This window comes from Pedobacter sp. MC2016-24, assembly GCF_015223055.1.
In the GTDB taxonomy this organism is placed as follows: domain Bacteria; phylum Bacteroidota; class Bacteroidia; order Sphingobacteriales; family Sphingobacteriaceae; genus Pedobacter.
In genome coordinates, this window is the sequence record NZ_JADFBX010000020.1 from 34,451 (window position 1) to 52,532 (window position 18,082).

General features: G+C 42.2%; 13 protein-coding genes. 5 read left to right on the plus strand and 8 right to left on the minus strand.

Annotated features, from left to right (window positions below):
• Positions 1–26: 26 nt before the first annotated feature.
• From IM797_RS26100 to kbl, 5 genes are all read right to left on the minus strand, one after another.
• Positions 27–137: a phenylalanyl-tRNA synthetase subunit alpha gene (locus IM797_RS26100; protein ID WP_194130168.1), complete on the minus strand. Its 111-nt coding sequence runs from the start codon at positions 135–137 to the stop codon at positions 27–29.
• A 118-nt stretch (positions 138–255) separates the two neighbouring features.
• Entirely contained in the window at positions 256–831 is a 576-nt protein-coding gene (locus IM797_RS26105; protein ID WP_194130169.1) for a TetR/AcrR family transcriptional regulator, read from the minus strand.
• A complete protein-coding gene (locus IM797_RS26110; RefSeq protein ID WP_194130170.1) occupies positions 831–1,247 on the minus strand; it encodes a hypothetical protein in 417 nt (138 codons plus the stop codon). The genes IM797_RS26105 and IM797_RS26110 overlap by 1 nt, the downstream gene beginning before the upstream one ends.
• Complete coding sequence (gene pheS / locus IM797_RS26115; protein WP_194130171.1) at positions 1,247–2,284, minus strand: phenylalanine--tRNA ligase subunit alpha; 1,038 nt, start codon at positions 2,282–2,284, stop codon at positions 1,247–1,249. The genes IM797_RS26110 and pheS overlap by 1 nt, the downstream gene beginning before the upstream one ends.
• Before the next feature lie 105 nt (positions 2,285–2,389).
• Entirely contained in the window at positions 2,390–3,577 is a 1,188-nt protein-coding gene (gene kbl, locus IM797_RS26120) for a glycine C-acetyltransferase (protein WP_194130172.1), read from the minus strand.
• A gap of 140 nt (positions 3,578–3,717) precedes the next feature.
• Between kbl and IM797_RS26125 the strand changes: the two genes are divergently transcribed.
• Positions 3,718–6,168, plus strand: coding sequence for a DUF5686 and carboxypeptidase regulatory-like domain-containing protein (locus tag IM797_RS26125; RefSeq protein WP_194130173.1), 2,451 nt, complete (start codon positions 3,718–3,720; stop codon positions 6,166–6,168).
• Positions 6,169–6,188: 20 nt separating this feature from the next.
• Here the strand turns inward: IM797_RS26125 and IM797_RS26130 are convergent, their stop codons facing one another.
• The 3 genes from IM797_RS26130 to IM797_RS26140 form a co-directional block, all read right to left on the minus strand.
• Positions 6,189–7,160, minus strand: coding sequence for a D-glycerate dehydrogenase (locus tag IM797_RS26130; RefSeq protein WP_194130174.1), 972 nt, complete (start codon positions 7,158–7,160; stop codon positions 6,189–6,191).
• Between the two features lie 110 nt (positions 7,161–7,270).
• Positions 7,271–8,455 (minus strand): aminopeptidase C, encoded by a 1,185-nt coding sequence (locus IM797_RS26135; protein WP_194130175.1) that lies wholly within the window; start codon positions 8,453–8,455, stop codon positions 7,271–7,273.
• 156 nt (positions 8,456–8,611) lie between these two features.
• A complete protein-coding gene (locus IM797_RS26140; RefSeq protein WP_194130176.1) occupies positions 8,612–9,277 on the minus strand; it encodes a peptidylprolyl isomerase in 666 nt (221 codons plus the stop codon).
• A 114-nt stretch (positions 9,278–9,391) separates the two neighbouring features.
• Here IM797_RS26140 and IM797_RS26145 point away from each other — a divergent pair, with 114 nt between their 5' ends.
• From IM797_RS26145 to IM797_RS26160, 4 genes are all read left to right on the plus strand, one after another.
• On the plus strand, positions 9,392–10,330 hold the full coding sequence (locus IM797_RS26145) for a rhodanese-related sulfurtransferase (RefSeq protein ID WP_194130216.1): 939 nt from the start codon (positions 9,392–9,394) through the stop codon (positions 10,328–10,330).
• Between the two features lie 15 nt (positions 10,331–10,345).
• Positions 10,346–13,246: a two-component regulator propeller domain-containing protein gene (locus IM797_RS26150; RefSeq protein WP_194130177.1), complete on the plus strand. Its 2,901-nt coding sequence runs from the start codon at positions 10,346–10,348 to the stop codon at positions 13,244–13,246.
• 248 nt (positions 13,247–13,494) lie between these two features.
• Positions 13,495–16,527 carry a TonB-dependent receptor gene (locus IM797_RS26155; RefSeq protein ID WP_194130178.1) on the plus strand — a complete coding sequence of 1,011 codons (3,033 nt, stop codon included), beginning with the start codon at positions 13,495–13,497 and terminating at the stop codon, positions 16,525–16,527.
• A gap of 25 nt (positions 16,528–16,552) precedes the next feature.
• The gene (locus IM797_RS26160) at positions 16,553–18,067 is read left to right on the plus strand and encodes a RagB/SusD family nutrient uptake outer membrane protein (protein ID WP_194130179.1); all 1,515 of its coding nucleotides are present in this window, start codon (positions 16,553–16,555) and stop codon (positions 18,065–18,067) included.
• The last annotated feature ends 15 nt before the right edge of the window (positions 18,068–18,082 follow it).

Below are 18,082 nucleotides of genomic sequence, written 5' to 3' on the forward strand. Positions count from 1 at the left end.
GCGATGAGAGATACCTCAACTAATGCCTAATTTCCAAAGATGCGTAAGATCAATCCCAATACACCTCCAGCCAGATTAAAGCTCATGTCGAACTTCTCATCAACCAATACAGAAATTTCTAAAATCTCGTTACTCATTGCTAAAATATTGACTACAACGCCAATATACATATTTATATACCAAAAACCAAAACGGTATACATTAACAAATTGTAAAGAAATAGACAGATAAAAGAAAAGGTTGTCCTGAAACTATTTACAAAGCTGCTTTAACCAGAAAGGGTAATAGTTCTTTTTGAAAGCTTACAAAATTTTTGCGTACATCAGAATCACTCACCGATGTAAAGGCAAAAGAAAACACTATGTTTTTACTTGCCTTTAACAAAAAGGCCAGACCTTCTTTTCGGGAAGGATTGTTTTTAAAATGATCCAGTTGCAGATAAGCAGATAAAAGTAATGACTCCAATTGATCAGAAAGGTGCTTCAAAAACTCCTGGGAGTTTGCATTTTCACGTACAAAATCCCAACCGATAAATTCGTTGCAAACGGTATAAGAAAGCCGGCAGGTCTTCATCACCAAAGCTTTCAAATGCTCTTCCTCATTTACGAACTGAGCTTTATTCTGAATAATTTCGTGCAAATTAAGATCCAGATAATTCATCAAAATGGCATCCAGAATCTGTTCTTTACTCTCAAAGTATTTATAAATGGTTGCTTTGGCGATACGTGCCTTTTTTGCAATCTCATTCACACTGGTTTTATGGTAACCGTATTTCCTGAACAACTCCTTAGCAGCCCTGATTATACTCTCTTTTATTTTCTCTGGTTCCATTAGTTTCTAACCTGTAATGTGTTTCCTGAAATGAAAACGTCATATTTTTTGAGCGATAATTCTGCAGGTGCCTTAACCGGAGTGCCATCTTCCAACAGGAATTTAGCTCCCGAGCAGGGATCTGTAACCGTAAAAGTAGGATCGTCCAGTACCACAGCACACTGTTTTTCTGGATTAACTGTGCTACAGCGGTCGTATGCTACGTAATTGCCATTGGTTGTACGGTAAATAACCAATCCGGCTACTCCATAGCCAGTCAGCACCACACCACCTCCCGGACTACTTAACTTGAGCAAACGAGGGTCAGTCAGCAGGGCACTAAAGTTAACTGGAACATTGGGAATCACCATCCGCTCTTTCCCACAGCCCGCCAATGCCAACATCAACAAAAACACCCCTGCTACTTTCCTGATCATTATATCAATGCGGATTTATATTGTTTTAAGAACCTCGCATCATTTTCAGAGAACAAACGAAGATCTTTAATTTCAAATTTCAGATTGGCAATACGTTCTATACCCATTCCGAAAGCAAAACCACTGTATTTTTTACTGTCAATGCCACAGTTTTCCAAAACATTAGGATCAACCATACCGCAGCCTAGTATTTCTACCCAACCACTGTATTTACACAACTGGCAGCCCGCGCCTTTACAGATCGTACAAGAGATGTCCATTTCAGCTGAAGGCTCTGTAAATGGGAAATAAGAAGGGCGGAAACGCACCTTTGTTCCCTCACCGTACAATTCCTGTACAAAATAGAATAAGGTTTGTTTCAAATCAGCAAAAGAAACCGATTCATCTACATATAAACCTTCCACCTGGTGGAAAAAGCAATGTGCCCTGGCAGAAATGGCCTCATTACGATAAACGCGTCCAGGCATAATCGCACGAAATGGTGGTTTCCCGGCTTCCATCATGCGCACCTGTACAGAAGAAGTATGGGTACGCAAAGCGATATCGCCATGTTCGCCACCTTTTCTAATGAAGAAAGTATCCTGCATATCACGCGCCGGGTGTTCTTCAGGGAAGTTCAAAGCCGAAAAGTTATGCCAGTCATCTTCAATCTCCGGGCCTTCTGCAACCACAAAACCTAGTTTATTGAAAATTTCTACAATTTCCCTGCGCACCAGTGCCAATGGATGACGGGATCCGATTTCAAAACCCTCGCCTGGCAAGGTCATATCTAAACCACTGTCTTTTGAAGTTTCAGCAACCTCAGTGCCTTCTTTCAGGCTCTGGTATTTTGCTTCAGCAAGTTGCTTAAACTCATTTAAAACCTTGCCTAGTGTTCGTTTTTCTTCTGGTGATACCGATTTAAATTCATCAAAAATATCCTTGATGATTCCTTTGGTACCTAAAAATTTGATACGAAATTGTTCCAGTTCATCAACGATGACGGTAGAAAATGCATTGATCTCTTCAGTATATTGTGTTATCTTCTCTTGTAACATGGGGTCAAATATACAGCTATTTAGTTTATATTTTTATACTGCCTGAGTTCAAAATCTACTTGAAGGCTATTACAAGCAAGAAAATGAACTCAGCAGGTTATTTTTCTAGATTACACCCAGTGATTTACCAACTTTAGTAAATGCCGCAATGGCTTTATCCAAATGATGCTGCTCATGCGCTGCAGATAACTGCACACGGATACGGGCTTTACCCTGACCCACTACCGGATAATAAAATCCGATCACATAAATGCCTTCCTCCAGCATTTTCGCTGCAAATTCCTGGGCTAATTTAGCATCGTATAACATCACCGGAACAATGGGATGTACACCCGGCTTAATATCAAAACCAGCTTCAGTCATTTTTTCACGGAAATAACGGGTATTGCTTTCCAGCTTATCCCTCAAATCGGTGGTTTCGCTCAACAGATCCAATACCGCAACAGAAGCGCCTGCAATGGCCGGGGCCAATGTATTGGAAAACAAATATGGCCGCGATCTTTGACGCAGCATGTCGATAATTTCTTTCCTACCGGAAGTAAATCCGCCGGAAGCGCCGCCCAATGCCTTACCTAAGGTACCGGTAATGATGTCAATACGCCCCATTACATTGAAATGTTCATGTGTACCGCGACCGGTCTTACCGATGAAACCAGTACAATGCGATTCATCGATCATCACCAGTGCTTCATATTGATCAGCCAGATCACAAATTTTATCTAAAGGAGCAACTACACCGTCCATAGAAAAAGCACCATCCGTCACTATAATGCGATGTCTGGCATCCTTTGCTGCGATCAATTGCTGCTCCAGGTCCTCCATATCTGCGTTTTTATACCGGAAACGTTTGGCTTTACACAAACGCACACCATCGATAATCGAGGCGTGGTTTAGTTCATCAGAAATAATGGCATCCTGATCATTAAATAGGGGCTCAAAAACACCACCATTGGCATCAAAGGCTGCAGCATATAAAATGGTATCTTCGGTACCTAAAAATTCGGATATTTTGGCTTCGAGTTCTTTGTGTACATCTTGAGTACCACAAATAAAACGCACGGACGACATACCATAACCATATTTATCTATGGCCTTTTTAGCGGCCTCGGTAACCCGCGGATCAGCAGACAGGCCAAGGTAATTATTTGCACAAAAATTGATCACTTCCTGTCCCGTGCTCACTTTAATGTCTGCGCCTTGTGGCGTTACAATGATACGTTCACGTTTAAATAGACCATCTTTTTCAATTTGTTCGAGTTCTTGCTGAAGAACAGGTTGTAATGTTTTATACATAGTTATCCTATTATTAATGGTGACAAAGTTATACAATTCCTATCTTCGGGTGGTAAGCAAAACAGGTCTCACAAAAACTTTAATGTAAAAATTATGTTTACTCCCGTAACTTACCCGATATTTAGGGATCAATACCAGGTATGAAGAACACTTATTTAACAATTTTATTGCTATTTACCGGACTTTCTTATGCATTTTCACAACAATATAAAATCAGTGGAACAGTAACAGACGCAAGCGGACAAGCCGTACCCTTTGCTTCTGTATACATTAAAGGTACGACTAAAGGGACTTCAGCCAATATTGACGGCAATTATGCTTTCGCCATAGATGCTGGTACATTTACCATGGTATACAAAGCCATCGGATATCAGGCCGTTGAAAAAAAGATCACCATTAGCGGGGATGCCATTGAAAATACGGTCATTAAAGAGGAGGCCTATACCCTATCGGGTGTGACCATTACCAATAGCGGAGAAGACCCGGCTTATGAGATCATCCGGCAAGCCATCAGGAACCGGAGGAAACATTTACTGGAAATTAAAGCCTATACCAGTAATGTTTACATTAAAGGTGTACAGAAGATTGTGGGGGCACCTAAAAAAATCTTTGGAAGGGATATACAGAAATTATTGGATTTGGATACCAACAGACGTGGCATTCTATATTTATCTGAGTCGACTTCCACATTTGCCTATCACCGTCCCAATCTCATTCACGAAGAAATGCTCTCGTCTAAAACGGCAGGCAGGAACAATGCCTTTAGCTTCAATAAAGCGTCGGACCTGATGGTGAATTTCTATCAGAACCTGTTACTGGAAGGCAAATTGAGTTCCAGGGCTTTCGTATCTCCGATTGCCGATAATGCCTTATTTTATTACCGTTACAAATTACTTGGAAGTACGACCGAAAATGGCACGACCATCAATAAGATCCAGGTGATTCCCCGGCGGGAAAATGATCCGGTCTTCAGAGGAATCATTTACATCAAAGAAGATACCTGGCACCTGGTCAATGCAGAGGTATATCTGACCGCAAATAGTGGCATTAACCTCATCGACACCTTAAAAATTTCGCAGCAGTTTTTAAAAACCGAAAAGAACTATATGCCCTCCAATATCAATTTCCAGTTCAACGGACAGGTCTTAGGTTTTAAATTTGAAGGTTATTATGTTGGCGTTTACAGCAATTACAACATGCAGCCCAATTTCCCGAAGGGTTATTTTAACGGAGAAATTCTGAAAATCACCAGATCTGTCAATAAGAAAGATTCGTTGTTCTGGTTAAACAATCGGCCCATTCCGTTAACAGCCGAAGAAAGTGCAGACTACATTAGAAAAGATAGCATCGAAGCACGTAAAACGTCTAAGCATTACCTGGATTCATTGGAAAGGGTGAACAATAAATTCAGCATCAGTAAAATCCTGGTCACCAAATACACCTTAAACGATCGTTTTTACGCCAGGCGCTTATCCTTCGATCCCATTTTACCTGCTATCTTTTATAATACAGTCGAGGGACTGGGTTATATCTACGGTGTAACCTATACCAAAGGACTTAAAGACCGCCGGTATTACAACATCAGACCGGAACTGCGCTATGGCTTATCCAACAAGGTGCTTACCGGAACCTTAACGGCAAATTACTATTACAATGCCGTTAAACGTGCAAATGTAGGCGTCCGGTTTGGCTCTGGAATTTACGATCTGAACGATCTTGGTTCAATGAGCTTATTGGGAAACTCCATGAACACGCTGTTTTTCAAAACCAATTATTCTAAATTCTACCAAAAAGAATTCATGAATGTATCTACGCAAAGGGAACTGCTCACGGGGTTATATGGCAGCCTCTCAGTAGATTACTCCCGAAATAAAGCCCTGGTAAATACCACGCTATACACCATCAGGGATATCAAAGGTGAGGTATTTACGTCCAATAATCCTTTTAGCCCTGAAGATGACAGCCCGCAATTTCCAACCTATAAAGCCTTAATTGTAACAGCCAACCTCAATTACACTTTTGGCCAGCGCTATGTAACCCGTCCTGATCGCAAAATCTACGAACCTGCCGCCTACCCAACGCTTGATTTCACTTATAAAAAAGGCATCCGGGGCGCTTTTGGTAGCGATGTCAACTACGATTTCGTATCTATGGAGTTGCACCAGGATGAAATCAGTGCAGGCTTATGGGGTAAGTTTTCTTTCTCTGTTGGCGCGGGTAAGTTTTTAAATGCGCATGCTATTTTTTACCCGGAATACAGACATTTTATGGGGAACAACTCCTTGTTTAGCTTACCCAGTCTGAAAAAGTTCCTGTTCCTTGATTTTTACCAGTACAGTACAAATGCACAATATGCAGAAGCACACGTTGAGCATAATTTCTCCGGCTTCCTGACCAACAAAGTACCTTTTCTCCGCAAACTCAAACTGGAAGAGGTGTTGGGTGTAAGCTACCTGAGCCAGCCCATTAAAAGAAACTATACCGAAGTTTATTTTGGCTTCCAGCGCCTGATATTCAGAGCTGCTTATGGATTTGCCTATGATGGCAATAAATGTGTTCAGCAGGGCTTTCGTTTATCTTACGGATTCTAATCTGGCCTTGCTCCTGAAGCTTAATCATAAACTTCAGGATTAACCGGATGTGGTAATTGCTCACCTTTTAATCCTGCGATGATATTTTCAGCCGCCAGTACGGACATGGCATTACGCGTTTCCACGGTTGCAGAGCCGATGTGCGGCAATACAGATACATTTGGCATATTCAATAAAGGATTATCAGCCTTCATGGGTTCCGGATTGGTCACATCTAAGCCTGCGCCCCAAATTATACCGGCTTCCAGCGCATTGGTCAGATCGGCTTCATCATGAATCCCGCCTCTTGCCGTATTGATAAAAATTGCTGTTTGCTTCATTTTTGCAAAAGCTGCAGCATTGAAAACACCTTCCGTTTCCGGCGTCAATGCAGTGTGTACAGTAAGCACGTCACTTTGGGCCAATAGTTCGTCAAAACTCACCCATGTTGCACCCAGTTCAGCCTCAGCATCCGGATTAGTCGATCTGTTGTGGTACAAAATCTTCATGCCATAAGCATGTTTACAACATCTGGCCATTTCCAGTCCGATTTTACCCAGACCGAATACACCCAGGGTTTTACCACGAAGTTCAATTCCCAGGTTAGCTGTCGGTTCAAAAAATCCCCAGTTACCTTTTGCAATGCTTTTATGTAAATAAAAGGCTTTGCGAGAAGTAGCGAGCATCAGTAGAAAGGCAGTATCGGCAGTAGCTGCACTTAAAACACCAGGTGTATTCCCTATAGGAATCCCCAATTCAGTAGCCGCCGGTATATCAACATGATCATAGCCTACAGAATGCAGCGCAATCACCTTTAGGTGTTTGCAGGCCGCTAAAAACTCCCGGTCTACTTTACTGCCAACACTCAGCAGTGCATCTGCATCCTGACAAGCCGCGATCAGTTCTTCCTTACTCAACTGACGTTTCTCTTTCCATTCTACGATGTCAATTCCTGCATCTCTTAACAACTTCAATCCGGCTTCTGAAATTACCCGGGTAATAAATACTTTCATGTGTCTTATTTATATCAATCCAACAATTGACTGCGCTGAAAAGTTCATTAAAAAAAAGAAAGGCGGCTCCAGGATCTGGAACCGCCTTTCTTTCTTAGCAGCAATTGAAATTAAATGCTTAGTTTTTTACGGATATCACTTGGAATACCTTTTTTATTCAATAAGAATGCAGTGGTTTTGTATTTCACAAAGTTTTTTGATACATATAAATATCCTTTGTAATCATTTGTTGCACCCCAGGAGTTTTTAACAATATAATATTCTTTACCATTCTGATCTTTAGCAATACCAGTAATCTGCATACCATGATCATCAGTAGTTTCATAATTATCAAAAGCAGCCTGACGCATTTCTACAGTAATTTCTTTCTCTGGTTTAGGGCCATTGAACATTGCTTTTTTCTCATCACCGCTCATGCTTTCAAAGTCTTTAGCAGGAACATAAGCTACACCATTTTTCCAGCTGAAACCTTTTTCGCTCACATCAGTAGCCCAGGCCACAGTAAATCCTTTTTTCAATGCATTATCTATGATATCGGTGATGTCATTCATCTGAACATTGTACACCTGATCAAACGACCAGTTGTCTGGTACCATCAATACCGTTTTTTGATAATATGGTGCTGTAGTAAAAGAAGACAGCTCTACATAGTCCTCAGGATTTAAGCCTACCACTTCTTTTGCAAAAGTTTTAGGCGTGTATTCTTTTCCTTCGTATGTGAATTTCTCAGGAACGGCGCCCATGCAGGAATCAATCGTTGCGATATATCTGGCTTTCCAGGTCGGATCAAATTTACCTTCAACAGCTTTTTTCAAAATGGCTTCCGTCAATTTATTCATACGATCAGAAGAACCTGGAGATCCGTAATCATTTCCGCTATAAGCTTCCTGAGGTAGTGCACCATATTTAGCCAGCATGTTGGTTACATCGTGACAGGCACCACCATCACCTAAAGTCAGCGCGCCGTGCATACGTACATAATTGATTCCTTTTTCAATATAAGCGTTGCGGGCAGTAAACAAATCGGCCAGATCTACTGGTTTTTTACCACTGCGGATCATTTCTGATTCCAGGAAAGAGTTGGTGCTATAGCTCCAGCAGGTACCTGATGATTTTTGATTTTTCACAGAAGTAGCTTCTGCATTAATTACCGGAGTAAAAGTAAAACTACCTGTACTGTTGGCACTTTGGTTATTTTTAAGTGAGTTTACAAGATTGTCTTGTGCAAAACCAACGGTAGATCCGAACAGAAGGCCAACGGCCATCCACACTGGTTTCATTGAGATTTTAGTCATTTTTATGTTTAAAAGTTAGTTAGTATATGTTGTTTCAGGCGCTATCTCTTACAAAACTATGTAAAATTAGCGATCCACGAAGTGATGTCCACTAATTTTGTTACAAATGAGTGTTATCCATTAAATATATTGCGCAAACCAGGTCAGTAATGGTCCTTACCTGATGTATTGTTTTGCTGCTTTCATTTTCAGGACCTCTGCTTTAAACACAACAGGTATTAAGGGCAGGTCCTGCTTGCTGGTCGCCACCGAGTTAATCGCCTCCGCCACATCCAATCCAGCAACAATTTCGCCAAAGATCGTATAGTCACCATCCAGGTTCGGACAGCCGCCTATCGTTTTATAGGCTTTTCGTTGTTCAGCACTAAATTTCATGCCCTTTTTCTGTTCCAGGGCATCCAATTGCACATCAGTTTGAATCTTGCCCTGCACCAGATAAATCTGCGTTAAATAAGAGCGCATTTCCGGATTGTCATTCCGGCCAGCACCTAATGCACCTTTTTTATGAAAAATATCTGCCTTAATCTCCGCATCAATGCGTTTCAAAGGCTGCTCGGGGTGCAAGGCTTCCCGGTCCAGGATGGTTTCATCCAGTTCCCCAGCCTGACTCACAAAGCCTTTAATGACCCGGTTAAACTGCGCATCCCTGTATAAACCTTCTTTAATCATCCGCACAAACATATCCCGATGCTTCGGTGTAGCGTCATATAGTTGTAGTACAATCTCTCCTTTACTGGTAAGCAAGCGCACAAAGGTAGACTGCGCCTGCACTACCGTCAGTCCGAAAACCAGAAAAAACAGACACAAAGCCATTCTTTTCATAACAAATCTATTTAACATACGAATATACCAATTTGTACACCTCTATTGTTATACAACGGTTATTTTCATACTTTTGCAGCGCATTAAACGCCATTTGCACCGGTATCAATGAATATGAAAAAATTCCAGACATTACTTTATTATTGCTATAGTCCCATAACTGAGGCGGAGCAATTCGCCGATGACCATCTTAAATTTTGTAAATCTTTAAACCTTACGGGACGGATCATTGTAGCCGAAGAAGGATTAAACGGTACCGTTTCCGGTACACCAGAAGCTTGTACAGCTTATATGGCTGCCATTCACGCTGATGGACGTTTTTCAAAAACAGAATTTAAAGTCGACGAGGTTGACGAACCTTCATTCATCAAAATGCACTGCCGTTATAAATCGGAAATTGTGCATTCAGGTTTAAGAGATCCAAATATCATTGACCCAAATAAACAAACTGGAAAACACCTTGAGCCAAAAGAGTTTGAGCAAATGATTGGACAGGAAGATGTAATCATCTTAGATGTACGTTCCAATTATGAACATAACCTGGGCCGCTTCAAAAATGCCATTACACTGGACATTGAAAACTTCAGGGATTTCCCGGAGAAGATCAATGAACTGGCGCAATACAAAGACAAAAAAGTGCTGACCTATTGCACCGGTGGCATCAAATGTGAAAAAGCGTCAGCCTTATTGCTGCATCACGGATTTAACGACGTTTACCAGTTACATGGCGGAATTATCAAATATGGTAAAGAAGCTGGAGGTAAAGATTTTGAAGGAAAGTGCTATGTATTCGACAACCGCATTGCGGTTGACGTAAATACAGTTAATCCAAGCGTCGTTTCAACTTGTTTCAACTGTGGAAAGATCACGCCTAAAATGATCAATTGCGCCAACCCGGAATGCAACGAGCACGTTACGCAATGTGATGACTGTGGTGAGGAATTACAAGGCTGTTGTTCAGTTGCTTGTACCACCAATCCACGCAAGCGAAAATACGACGGAACCGGGTATTATGTAAAAGTACCGCAGCCAGTGAATGTAAGCACCAAATAGCTATATTAGCTATTTATGAAACCAATATACTTCAAATACTACCTGTACTGCCTGGCATTTCTGTTGCCTTTTTTTGCCACTGCAGATCGCATCAAAAGTATAGGGGTTCCGTATGTTCAAAATTATCCGAAATCCGTTTATCTATCCGGAAACCAAAACTGGTCCATCGTAAAAGATAAACAAGGCATCATGTATTTTGGCAATGCACAAGGCCTGCTCAGCTACGATGGCAAATACTGGCAGCAATACAAAATGCCCAACCGCCAAATTGTACGTGCCGTTGCCGCCGGTGCTGACGGCATTATTTATACCGGGGGCTTTGGTGAACTGGGTTATTGGTCAAACAAAAATAAAAAACTGACCTATACCTCATTAACCAGCCTCCTCCCTAAGTCGAAACAGATCAAAGATGAAATCTGGAAAATATATGTAGCGGGTAAAAAGGTCATATTTCAATCCTTCTCTGCAATATATATTTATGAGCACCAAAAAATAAATATCGTTACCGCAGCGCAGTCCCTATTATTTCTACATCAGGTAGATCAGCATTTTTATGTGGAAGTTATAGGTGCAGGACTTTTTGAGCTAAATGGCACCAAACTCTCCCCCTTAAAAAACAATGGCTCCGAAGTTCCAAAAGGGATCTTGTCTATCCTACCCTACAAAAATGGGAGCCTGCTGATCGGTACCAGTAAAAATGGCCTGTTTGTATATGACGGCGAGGGCTATACTGCATTAAATACCCCAGCCAATGACTTTTTAAAAACCTTTCAATTAAACAATGGCGCACGCATTCAGGGCAGATATTATGCCTATGGAACGATTCTAAACGGCCTGATCATCATAGATGAAGCGGGCAATATCGTACAGCGGATTAATAAATCAAGCGGACTGCAAAACAATACGGTACTGAGCCTGTATGCAGATCAGGATCAGAATTTATGGGCGGGACTGGATAATGGCATCGACCGGATCGAACTTAACTCGCCCCTTTACTTTTATTTTGACAAAACCGGACAGTTTGGGACAGTATACTCCAGCCTGATCTATAAAAACAATATTTACCTGGGTACCAATCAAGGCTTATTTTATAGTCCCTGGGCTTCCGGTACCGGAAACCTGTTCAATGCTTTAGATTTTAAGCTCATCCCCAATTCGCAGGGCCAGGTCTGGGACCTCACGCTAATCGACGATCAGTTGTTTTGCGGACATAACGATGGTACTTTTAAAGTAACGGGCAACCAGCTGGAGCGTATTTCTACAGTCAAAGGTGGCTGGACAATTAAAAAATTAGCAACCAATCCTGATTATCTGATCCAGGGCACCTATAATGGCTTGGTCCTCTTTAAAAAAGATCCCTACGGACAATGGAAGTTTTACCATAAAATTGAAAATTTTGGAGAACCTTCCAGGTATGTAGAACAGGATGCCAAAGGCGATATATGGGTAAGTCATGCCTATAAGGGCCTTTATAAACTGAGTTTGAGTGCAGATCTTAAAAAGGTGACTTCCATTAAAAATTATGATGAAAAAAATGGTCTGCCAGGCGATTACAATATCAACATCTTCAGTCTGGAAAACAGGCCGGTTTTCTCGTCCGATGCAGGATTCCTGGTTTACGATGAGATCAGCAACCGCTTCAGTAAATATGCAACCTTAAATAAAGAACTTGGCAGCTTTTCGGGTTCAAATAAAATCATCAGTGCAGGTTCAAAAAAATATTGGTTCATCAACCATGGGAAAATGAGCCTGGTACACCTGTTGGAGCCCGGTAAGCTGGAGGTGGATTCAAATACCTTTAGTATCCTGGACGGAAGGATGGTACAATACTATGAGAACATCAGTAAGATAAACGACAACATTTACCTGATCAGCGTAGACGATGGTTTTGTCATTTACAATGCCACGGATATCCAAACCACAAAAAAACACCCAAAACTGCCTGCGGTACTCATTCGGAAAATTGAAGACATTACCGATACTTACCATACCATCAGTGATGCGGGTGATGCAGGTACTGTCGTAGAAATTCCGTTTAGCCGCAATAACATCAGGATTTCCTTTGCTATGCCTTATTACCGGCAGGCAAAAATTAAATTTCAGTATTATCTGGAGGGCTATTCTAAACAATGGTCAGACTGGAGTTCGGCATCCCAGAAAGATTTCACCAACCTCTCCCGGGGAAGTTACGTTTTTAAGGTAAGGGCCAGGGTCAGTGAAAATGCCGTTAGCGGAATTACAGCATTTGAGTTTACCATCCTACCCCCTTTTTATGCCAGCAACTGGGCCTTCGCATTGTACTTTATCTTATTGGTTTTATTGCTTATTGCTTTCAAGCGGCTTTATCAACTAAAGTTGAAGAAAGATCAGCAGGCCATCACCAGGCATCTTCAGGCAGAAAAGGACGAGTTCCTGAAAAAAGAGGCCGAAGCTACAGAAAAACAGATCATCAAATTACAAACAGAAAAACTCCAGGCCGAACTCGCAGGAAAAAACAGGGAGCTGGCCAATTCTGCAATGAGCCTCGTCTATAAAAACGAGCTCCTGCAAAAATTAAGTCAGGAAATGCTCAAGCTGAAAGACAGCCATGGCAAACCGCTGACCGAAGATCAGCTTAGGAAAATCCAGAAAGTCATTGATGATGGCATGAACGACGTGCGCGACTGGAACCTGTTTGAAAGCAGCTTTAATGAGGCGCATGAAAGTTTCTTTAAAAAATTAAAAGCAAACCATCCCGATCTGGTACCTAATGACCTCAAGCTTTGCGCCTACTTAAGGATGAATATGAGTAGTAAAGAAATGGCTTCACTGTTAAACATTTCTTTGAGAGGAGTAGAAATACGACGTTACAGGTTGAGAAAAAAGCTGAATGTACCTCACGATAAGAACCTGGTCGAGTTTCTCATGGAGCTTTAGCACTACATCATTACCTCTCACAGCCATTTTTTTAAGGCAGTTATTTTGAGCATTAAATCAAGCCTTGCTGTAGTCGGTTTCTCTGATATCCATGCCCTAAAAAGGCCGTTTTTAGACCATATACAGATTCAGAATCCCTACTTGAGATACTACACAAGCGGCTCGTGATGTATTAATGTAGAGGTGTTTTTTTTGTATTCTCCACAATAGTACCAGAGATTTATCTGACAAATAAATAACCAAATAGTATGAAAAGAGTCTTTACAAAACTTTCTGTTTTAACATTTCTCTGTTTTCTTTTTACGAGTGTTGCACAGGCACAAAACATTACTGTAAAGGGTACAGTAAAAGATGGGGCAGATCAAACTACCCTACCTGGTGTAAGCATACAGGTAAAAGGAAGCACTGCTGCCGTCCAGACAGACGCTTCAGGAAATTATGCAATCGCTGCACCATCAGACGCCACGCTGGTATTTACCTATATAGGCTATACCAGTAAAGAAGTGCTGATCAACAATCAGGTGACCATCAATGTCACCTTATCCTCAGCTTCACAAGAACTGGAAGGCGTAGTTGTAGTTGGTTACGGTACGCAGAGAAAGCGTGATTTAACTGGCTCTATTACACAGATTAAAGGAGATGAGATCGCCAAAATGCCGAATACCAATCCGGTATCATCTTTACAGGGTAAAGTACCTGGTTTAACTGTAGTGAACAGTGGTACACCGGGTGCCGCACCAACCGTACGGATCAGGGGGATAAACAGTACCACAACAAGTGGTTCAGATCCGCTATACGTTGTAGACGGGGTACATCAAAGCAATATAGATTACCTTAACCCTGGCGATATCGAAAGCATTGAGGTACTCAAAGACCCCTCATCAATTGCAATTTTTGGTCTGCAGGCAGGTAACGGGGTCATTGTCGTGACCACAAAAAGAGCAGCTAAGGGCGAAACCAGGATAGCGCTCCAAAGTTCGGCCGGAGTGCAAAAGGTGATCAATAAAATCGCAGTAACCGATGCTGCCCAGTTTAGAAAATTATATGATAACCTGCTGGCCAACTCTGGTGCGGCACCTTTTGATTATACCAATTATACCGCCAATACCGACTGGCAAAAAGAAATCCTGCAATCTGCATTTCAAAGCAACAACAGTCTGAGTATCTCAAACAGTGGGGAAAAATCCACCACCCTCATTAACCTGGGCTACAATACACAGGAAGGCGTAGTTAAGTTTGGTAAATACCAGCGCTATGTAGCCAGGTTAAATGAAGAAATCAGGATCAACAGCAACATTAAAGTCGGAGCCGATCTGACAGGTACACACTGGATACTCAATTCATCAAATGCAGATTTAAACAGTGCCTTATGGGCAGCGCCGATAGTTGGCGTTAGGGAAAGTGAAACAGCCTATTATTCGATGCCTTCTTTTCAAAGAACACAAGTCGGAAATCCGATGGCCAGAATTTATCAGAACAATGGGAACAACATCAATAAAGGATACCGCGCTGTGGGAAGTCTTTTTGCCGAAATTAAATTCCTGAAACAGTTCAAATGGCGGTCACAGTTTTATACCGACCTTGGTTTTAACAACAGCCGCGGTTATACCGCACTCCCATTCACGGTAGTTAATTTAGGTGAAGGGACTACACCTACAGACCGGTTCAACAATCCAAATGCAAGAACTTCAGTAAGGCAAAACACCGATGAGTTCCGGAAATTTCAGCAGGACCATACCATTACCTACGACACGACTTTTAACAATACCCACAAGATCACTGCCGTTGCAGGTTTTACAACGATCTTTGAAAGCAGCACAAATCTTTCCGGAGACCGGACCGATATTGGGCTGAACATTCCCAACGACCCTTCTTTCTGGTACATCGGTATCGCGGAAAAAAACAACCCAAGTAATGTGAACGGTGGTGGTGCAGAAAGGTCTTCAATGGGTTATTTTGCCCGGGTTAACTATGCTTATAAAGACAAGTACCTCTTAAATGCAACTTACAGAAGAGACGGAATTTCAAAATTAGCACCTCAAAATCGCTGGGGTAATTTCGGGGGCTTCGGTTTAGGCTGGGTACTCTCTGAAGAAAATTTCTTTAAAAACATCAAAGGGATCAATTTCCTTAAACTGCGTGGCTCATGGGGAACCACTGGTAATGGGAAAGGTATCGACGATAATATTTTCAGACCAGGATTAACCACCTCCGGCTCTGGGGTATTCGGAGATTTCATTTATCCCGGGGTAGCACCAGCCTATATTGCTGACCCTGCATTAAGGTGGGAAGTTGTACGTGGAGTTGATCTTGGCCTGGACCTGAAAGCACTAAACAACCGCTTAACTGCCGAGTTTAACGTTTACGACAGGACAACGAAAGACATCATCACTCAAATACAGTTGCTCAGCTCCGGTACCAACCTAAACTACCGCACCAACCTGGGTTCAATATCAAATAAAGGTGTCGAACTCAGTCTTGGCTGGAACGATAAAATAGGAGATTCTTTCACATACAACGTTACGCCTAACGTAAGTTACAACACCAATAAAGTAGTCTCCATTGGCAATACCACCAATTACCTATTGATCGGTAACGGAGGTGCCAACAGAACAATTACCGGTGAATCAATCGGACATTTTTACGGTTACAGACAGATTGGGATCTATCAGTCGACCGCCGATCTGGATAAAATGCCAAGAATGCCCAACTCCTTACCTGGAGATATTGCTTATGCCGACCTGAACGGGGATGGTAAAATTACTCCGGAAGACCGGGAAAACCTGGGCTCTCCATTCCCTGCCTGGAGTTATGGATTAAATGTAAACTTCGGTTACAAGGGATTTGACCTGTTGTTGCAGGGACAAGGCGTTGCAGGAAATTATGTATATGCACAAAGACGTACCGCAGCATTTGCAGATCTCAACTTTGAAAGCAACAGATTAAATGCCTGGACTGGTCCTGGCACCAGCAATGTTGAACCTATTTTGCAAAAAGCAAGAGGAAACAATTACCTGTTTAGCTCTTATTACCTGGAACCGGGAGATTATTTCCGACTGCGTACTTTGCAACTGGGCTATACCTTCAAACCGAATGCGCTGGTAAAAGCAGGTGTTAAAAGTCTGCGGCTTTACCTGAGCGGCCAGAATTTATATACCTGGACCAAAACAACAGGTTATTCACCTGAAGCTCCAATCAGCAGTATCATTGGCGGAGGTGCAGATAACGGTGTTTATCCAATACCGGCTGTGTATACGTTTGGTATTAATGCAACCTTTTAATTGAATCATTTATACTATTTAAAAGATGAGAACATTACCTAAAAAATTCTGCATTATACTGTTGAGTATAACTGCAATTTCTACCATAACCAGTTGTAAAAAGAACTTCCTCGACCGCAATCCACAAGGTTCCTATACTTCCGATAATTATCCTTATCCAAAAGGTTCAGGACCTTTTGACGGGGAAATATTCGCGGTATATGATATCCTCCGGTCATACGATGCCTCAGGAAGCGGTTTTGTGGCTGCAACGGGCATCAGAAGCGATGATGCAGACAAAGGCAGTACGCCAACCGACGGCCCTACTTCCCTGGAGATGGACAATTTCAGCATCATTCCTTCAAATGCTTTAGCGAACGATTTATGGAGAGGATATTACAACATCATAGGAAAAAGTAATATCGTTTTAGATAAAGTAGCGAACGATAAAGATCCAGGAACGCCGCCTCAGGCTAAGGTTTCTGCAGAAGCCGAAGCCAGGTTTTTACGTGGTTACGCTTATTTTATGCTGGTTCGTTTGTTTGGCCGTCTTCCACTGGTGGATAAACTATATGAAGATCCAGCTGCACAGTCAAACATTCCTCAAAGTGATCCAGCTATAATTTACGCACTGATTGAAACCGATCTGAAGTTTGCCGGCGCGAACCTCCCGGCCGAATGGGACGTCAGCAAATTCCCGGGCAGGGCCACAAGTGGTGCTGCAAACGGTATCCTGGCAAAAGTTTACCTGACCCAGCAAAAATGGGCAATGGCCATGACTACAGCCAACCTTGTAATTAATTCTGCAAAATATGACCTGTCTACACCATACAATAAAATATTTGGCGAAGACGGCGAGAACAGCAAAGAATCGGTTTTTGAAATTCAGGCAACTGCAACCCTCCAGGAAAAAAGAACCTATGGCAGCCAGTTTGCGAGTTTACAAGCTGTAAGAGGAACCGGAATATGGAACCTTGGCTGGGGCTTTAACACCCCTTCCACCTTGCTTGAAGCTGCATATGAAACCGGGGATCCGCGTAAAGCCAGAACCATCCTTTATTCGGGAGGGACTTCGATATATGGGGAAAGCGTACCAACAGGTTTGCCAAACCCGAGGTACAACCACAAAATACACAGCAGTCCAACCGTAAGGAATTCCATACTGGATAACTTTAGCTACTGGATGAACATCAGAATCCTGCGTTATGCAGATGTATTGCTGATGTATGCAGAAGCTGCGAACGAAAATGGGAATGCTGCCGAAGCACTGGATAAACTGGAAATGGTCAGGTTAAGGGCAAGGGCCGGTAATGCCGGGATCCTCCCTAAAGTAACTACAACAGATCAGGATCTACTGCGTGAAGCCATTCGTAAGGAAAGAAGAATTGAGCTGGCCATGGAACATGAACGATTCTTCGACCTGGTACGCTGGGGCATTGCAGGACAAGTGCTGCAAAATGCCGGGAAAAGCTTCGTAACCGGTAAACACGAATTATTGCCAATTCCGCAAACCCAGATAGACATCAGTAAAGGTGTACTGAAACAAAACAACGGTTATTAATTAAATACATACCCA

What these genes read in the sequence shown, in the direction of transcription:
- IM797_RS26105 (WP_194130169.1), bottom strand. Translation starts at nt 831, where the DNA reads ATGGAACCAGAGAAAATAAAAGAGAGTATAATCAGGGCTGCTAAGGAG.
- IM797_RS26160 (WP_194130179.1), top strand. Translation starts at nt 16,553, where the DNA reads ATGAGAACATTACCTAAAAAATTCTGCATTATACTGTTGAGTATAACT.
- IM797_RS26150 (WP_194130177.1), top strand. Translation starts at nt 10,346, where the DNA reads ATGAAACCAATATACTTCAAATACTACCTGTACTGCCTGGCATTTCTG.
- IM797_RS26155 (WP_194130178.1), top strand. Translation starts at nt 13,495, where the DNA reads ATGAAAAGAGTCTTTACAAAACTTTCTGTTTTAACATTTCTCTGTTTT.
- pheS (WP_194130171.1), bottom strand. Translation starts at nt 2,284, where the DNA reads ATGTTACAAGAGAAGATAACACAATATACTGAAGAGATCAATGCATTT.
- IM797_RS26100 (WP_194130168.1), bottom strand. Translation starts at nt 137, where the DNA reads ATGAGTAACGAGATTTTAGAAATTTCTGTATTGGTTGATGAGAAGTTC.
- IM797_RS26130 (WP_194130174.1), bottom strand. Translation starts at nt 7,160, where the DNA reads ATGAAAGTATTTATTACCCGGGTAATTTCAGAAGCCGGATTGAAGTTG.
- IM797_RS26125 (WP_194130173.1), top strand. Translation starts at nt 3,718, where the DNA reads ATGAAGAACACTTATTTAACAATTTTATTGCTATTTACCGGACTTTCT.
- IM797_RS26140 (WP_194130176.1), bottom strand. Translation starts at nt 9,277, where the DNA reads ATGAAAAGAATGGCTTTGTGTCTGTTTTTTCTGGTTTTCGGACTGACG.
- IM797_RS26145 (WP_194130216.1), top strand. Translation starts at nt 9,392, where the DNA reads ATGAAAAAATTCCAGACATTACTTTATTATTGCTATAGTCCCATAACT.
- kbl (WP_194130172.1), bottom strand. Translation starts at nt 3,577, where the DNA reads ATGTATAAAACATTACAACCTGTTCTTCAGCAAGAACTCGAACAAATT.
- IM797_RS26135 (WP_194130175.1), bottom strand. Translation starts at nt 8,455, where the DNA reads ATGACTAAAATCTCAATGAAACCAGTGTGGATGGCCGTTGGCCTTCTG.
- IM797_RS26110 (WP_194130170.1), bottom strand. Translation starts at nt 1,247, where the DNA reads ATGATCAGGAAAGTAGCAGGGGTGTTTTTGTTGATGTTGGCATTGGCG.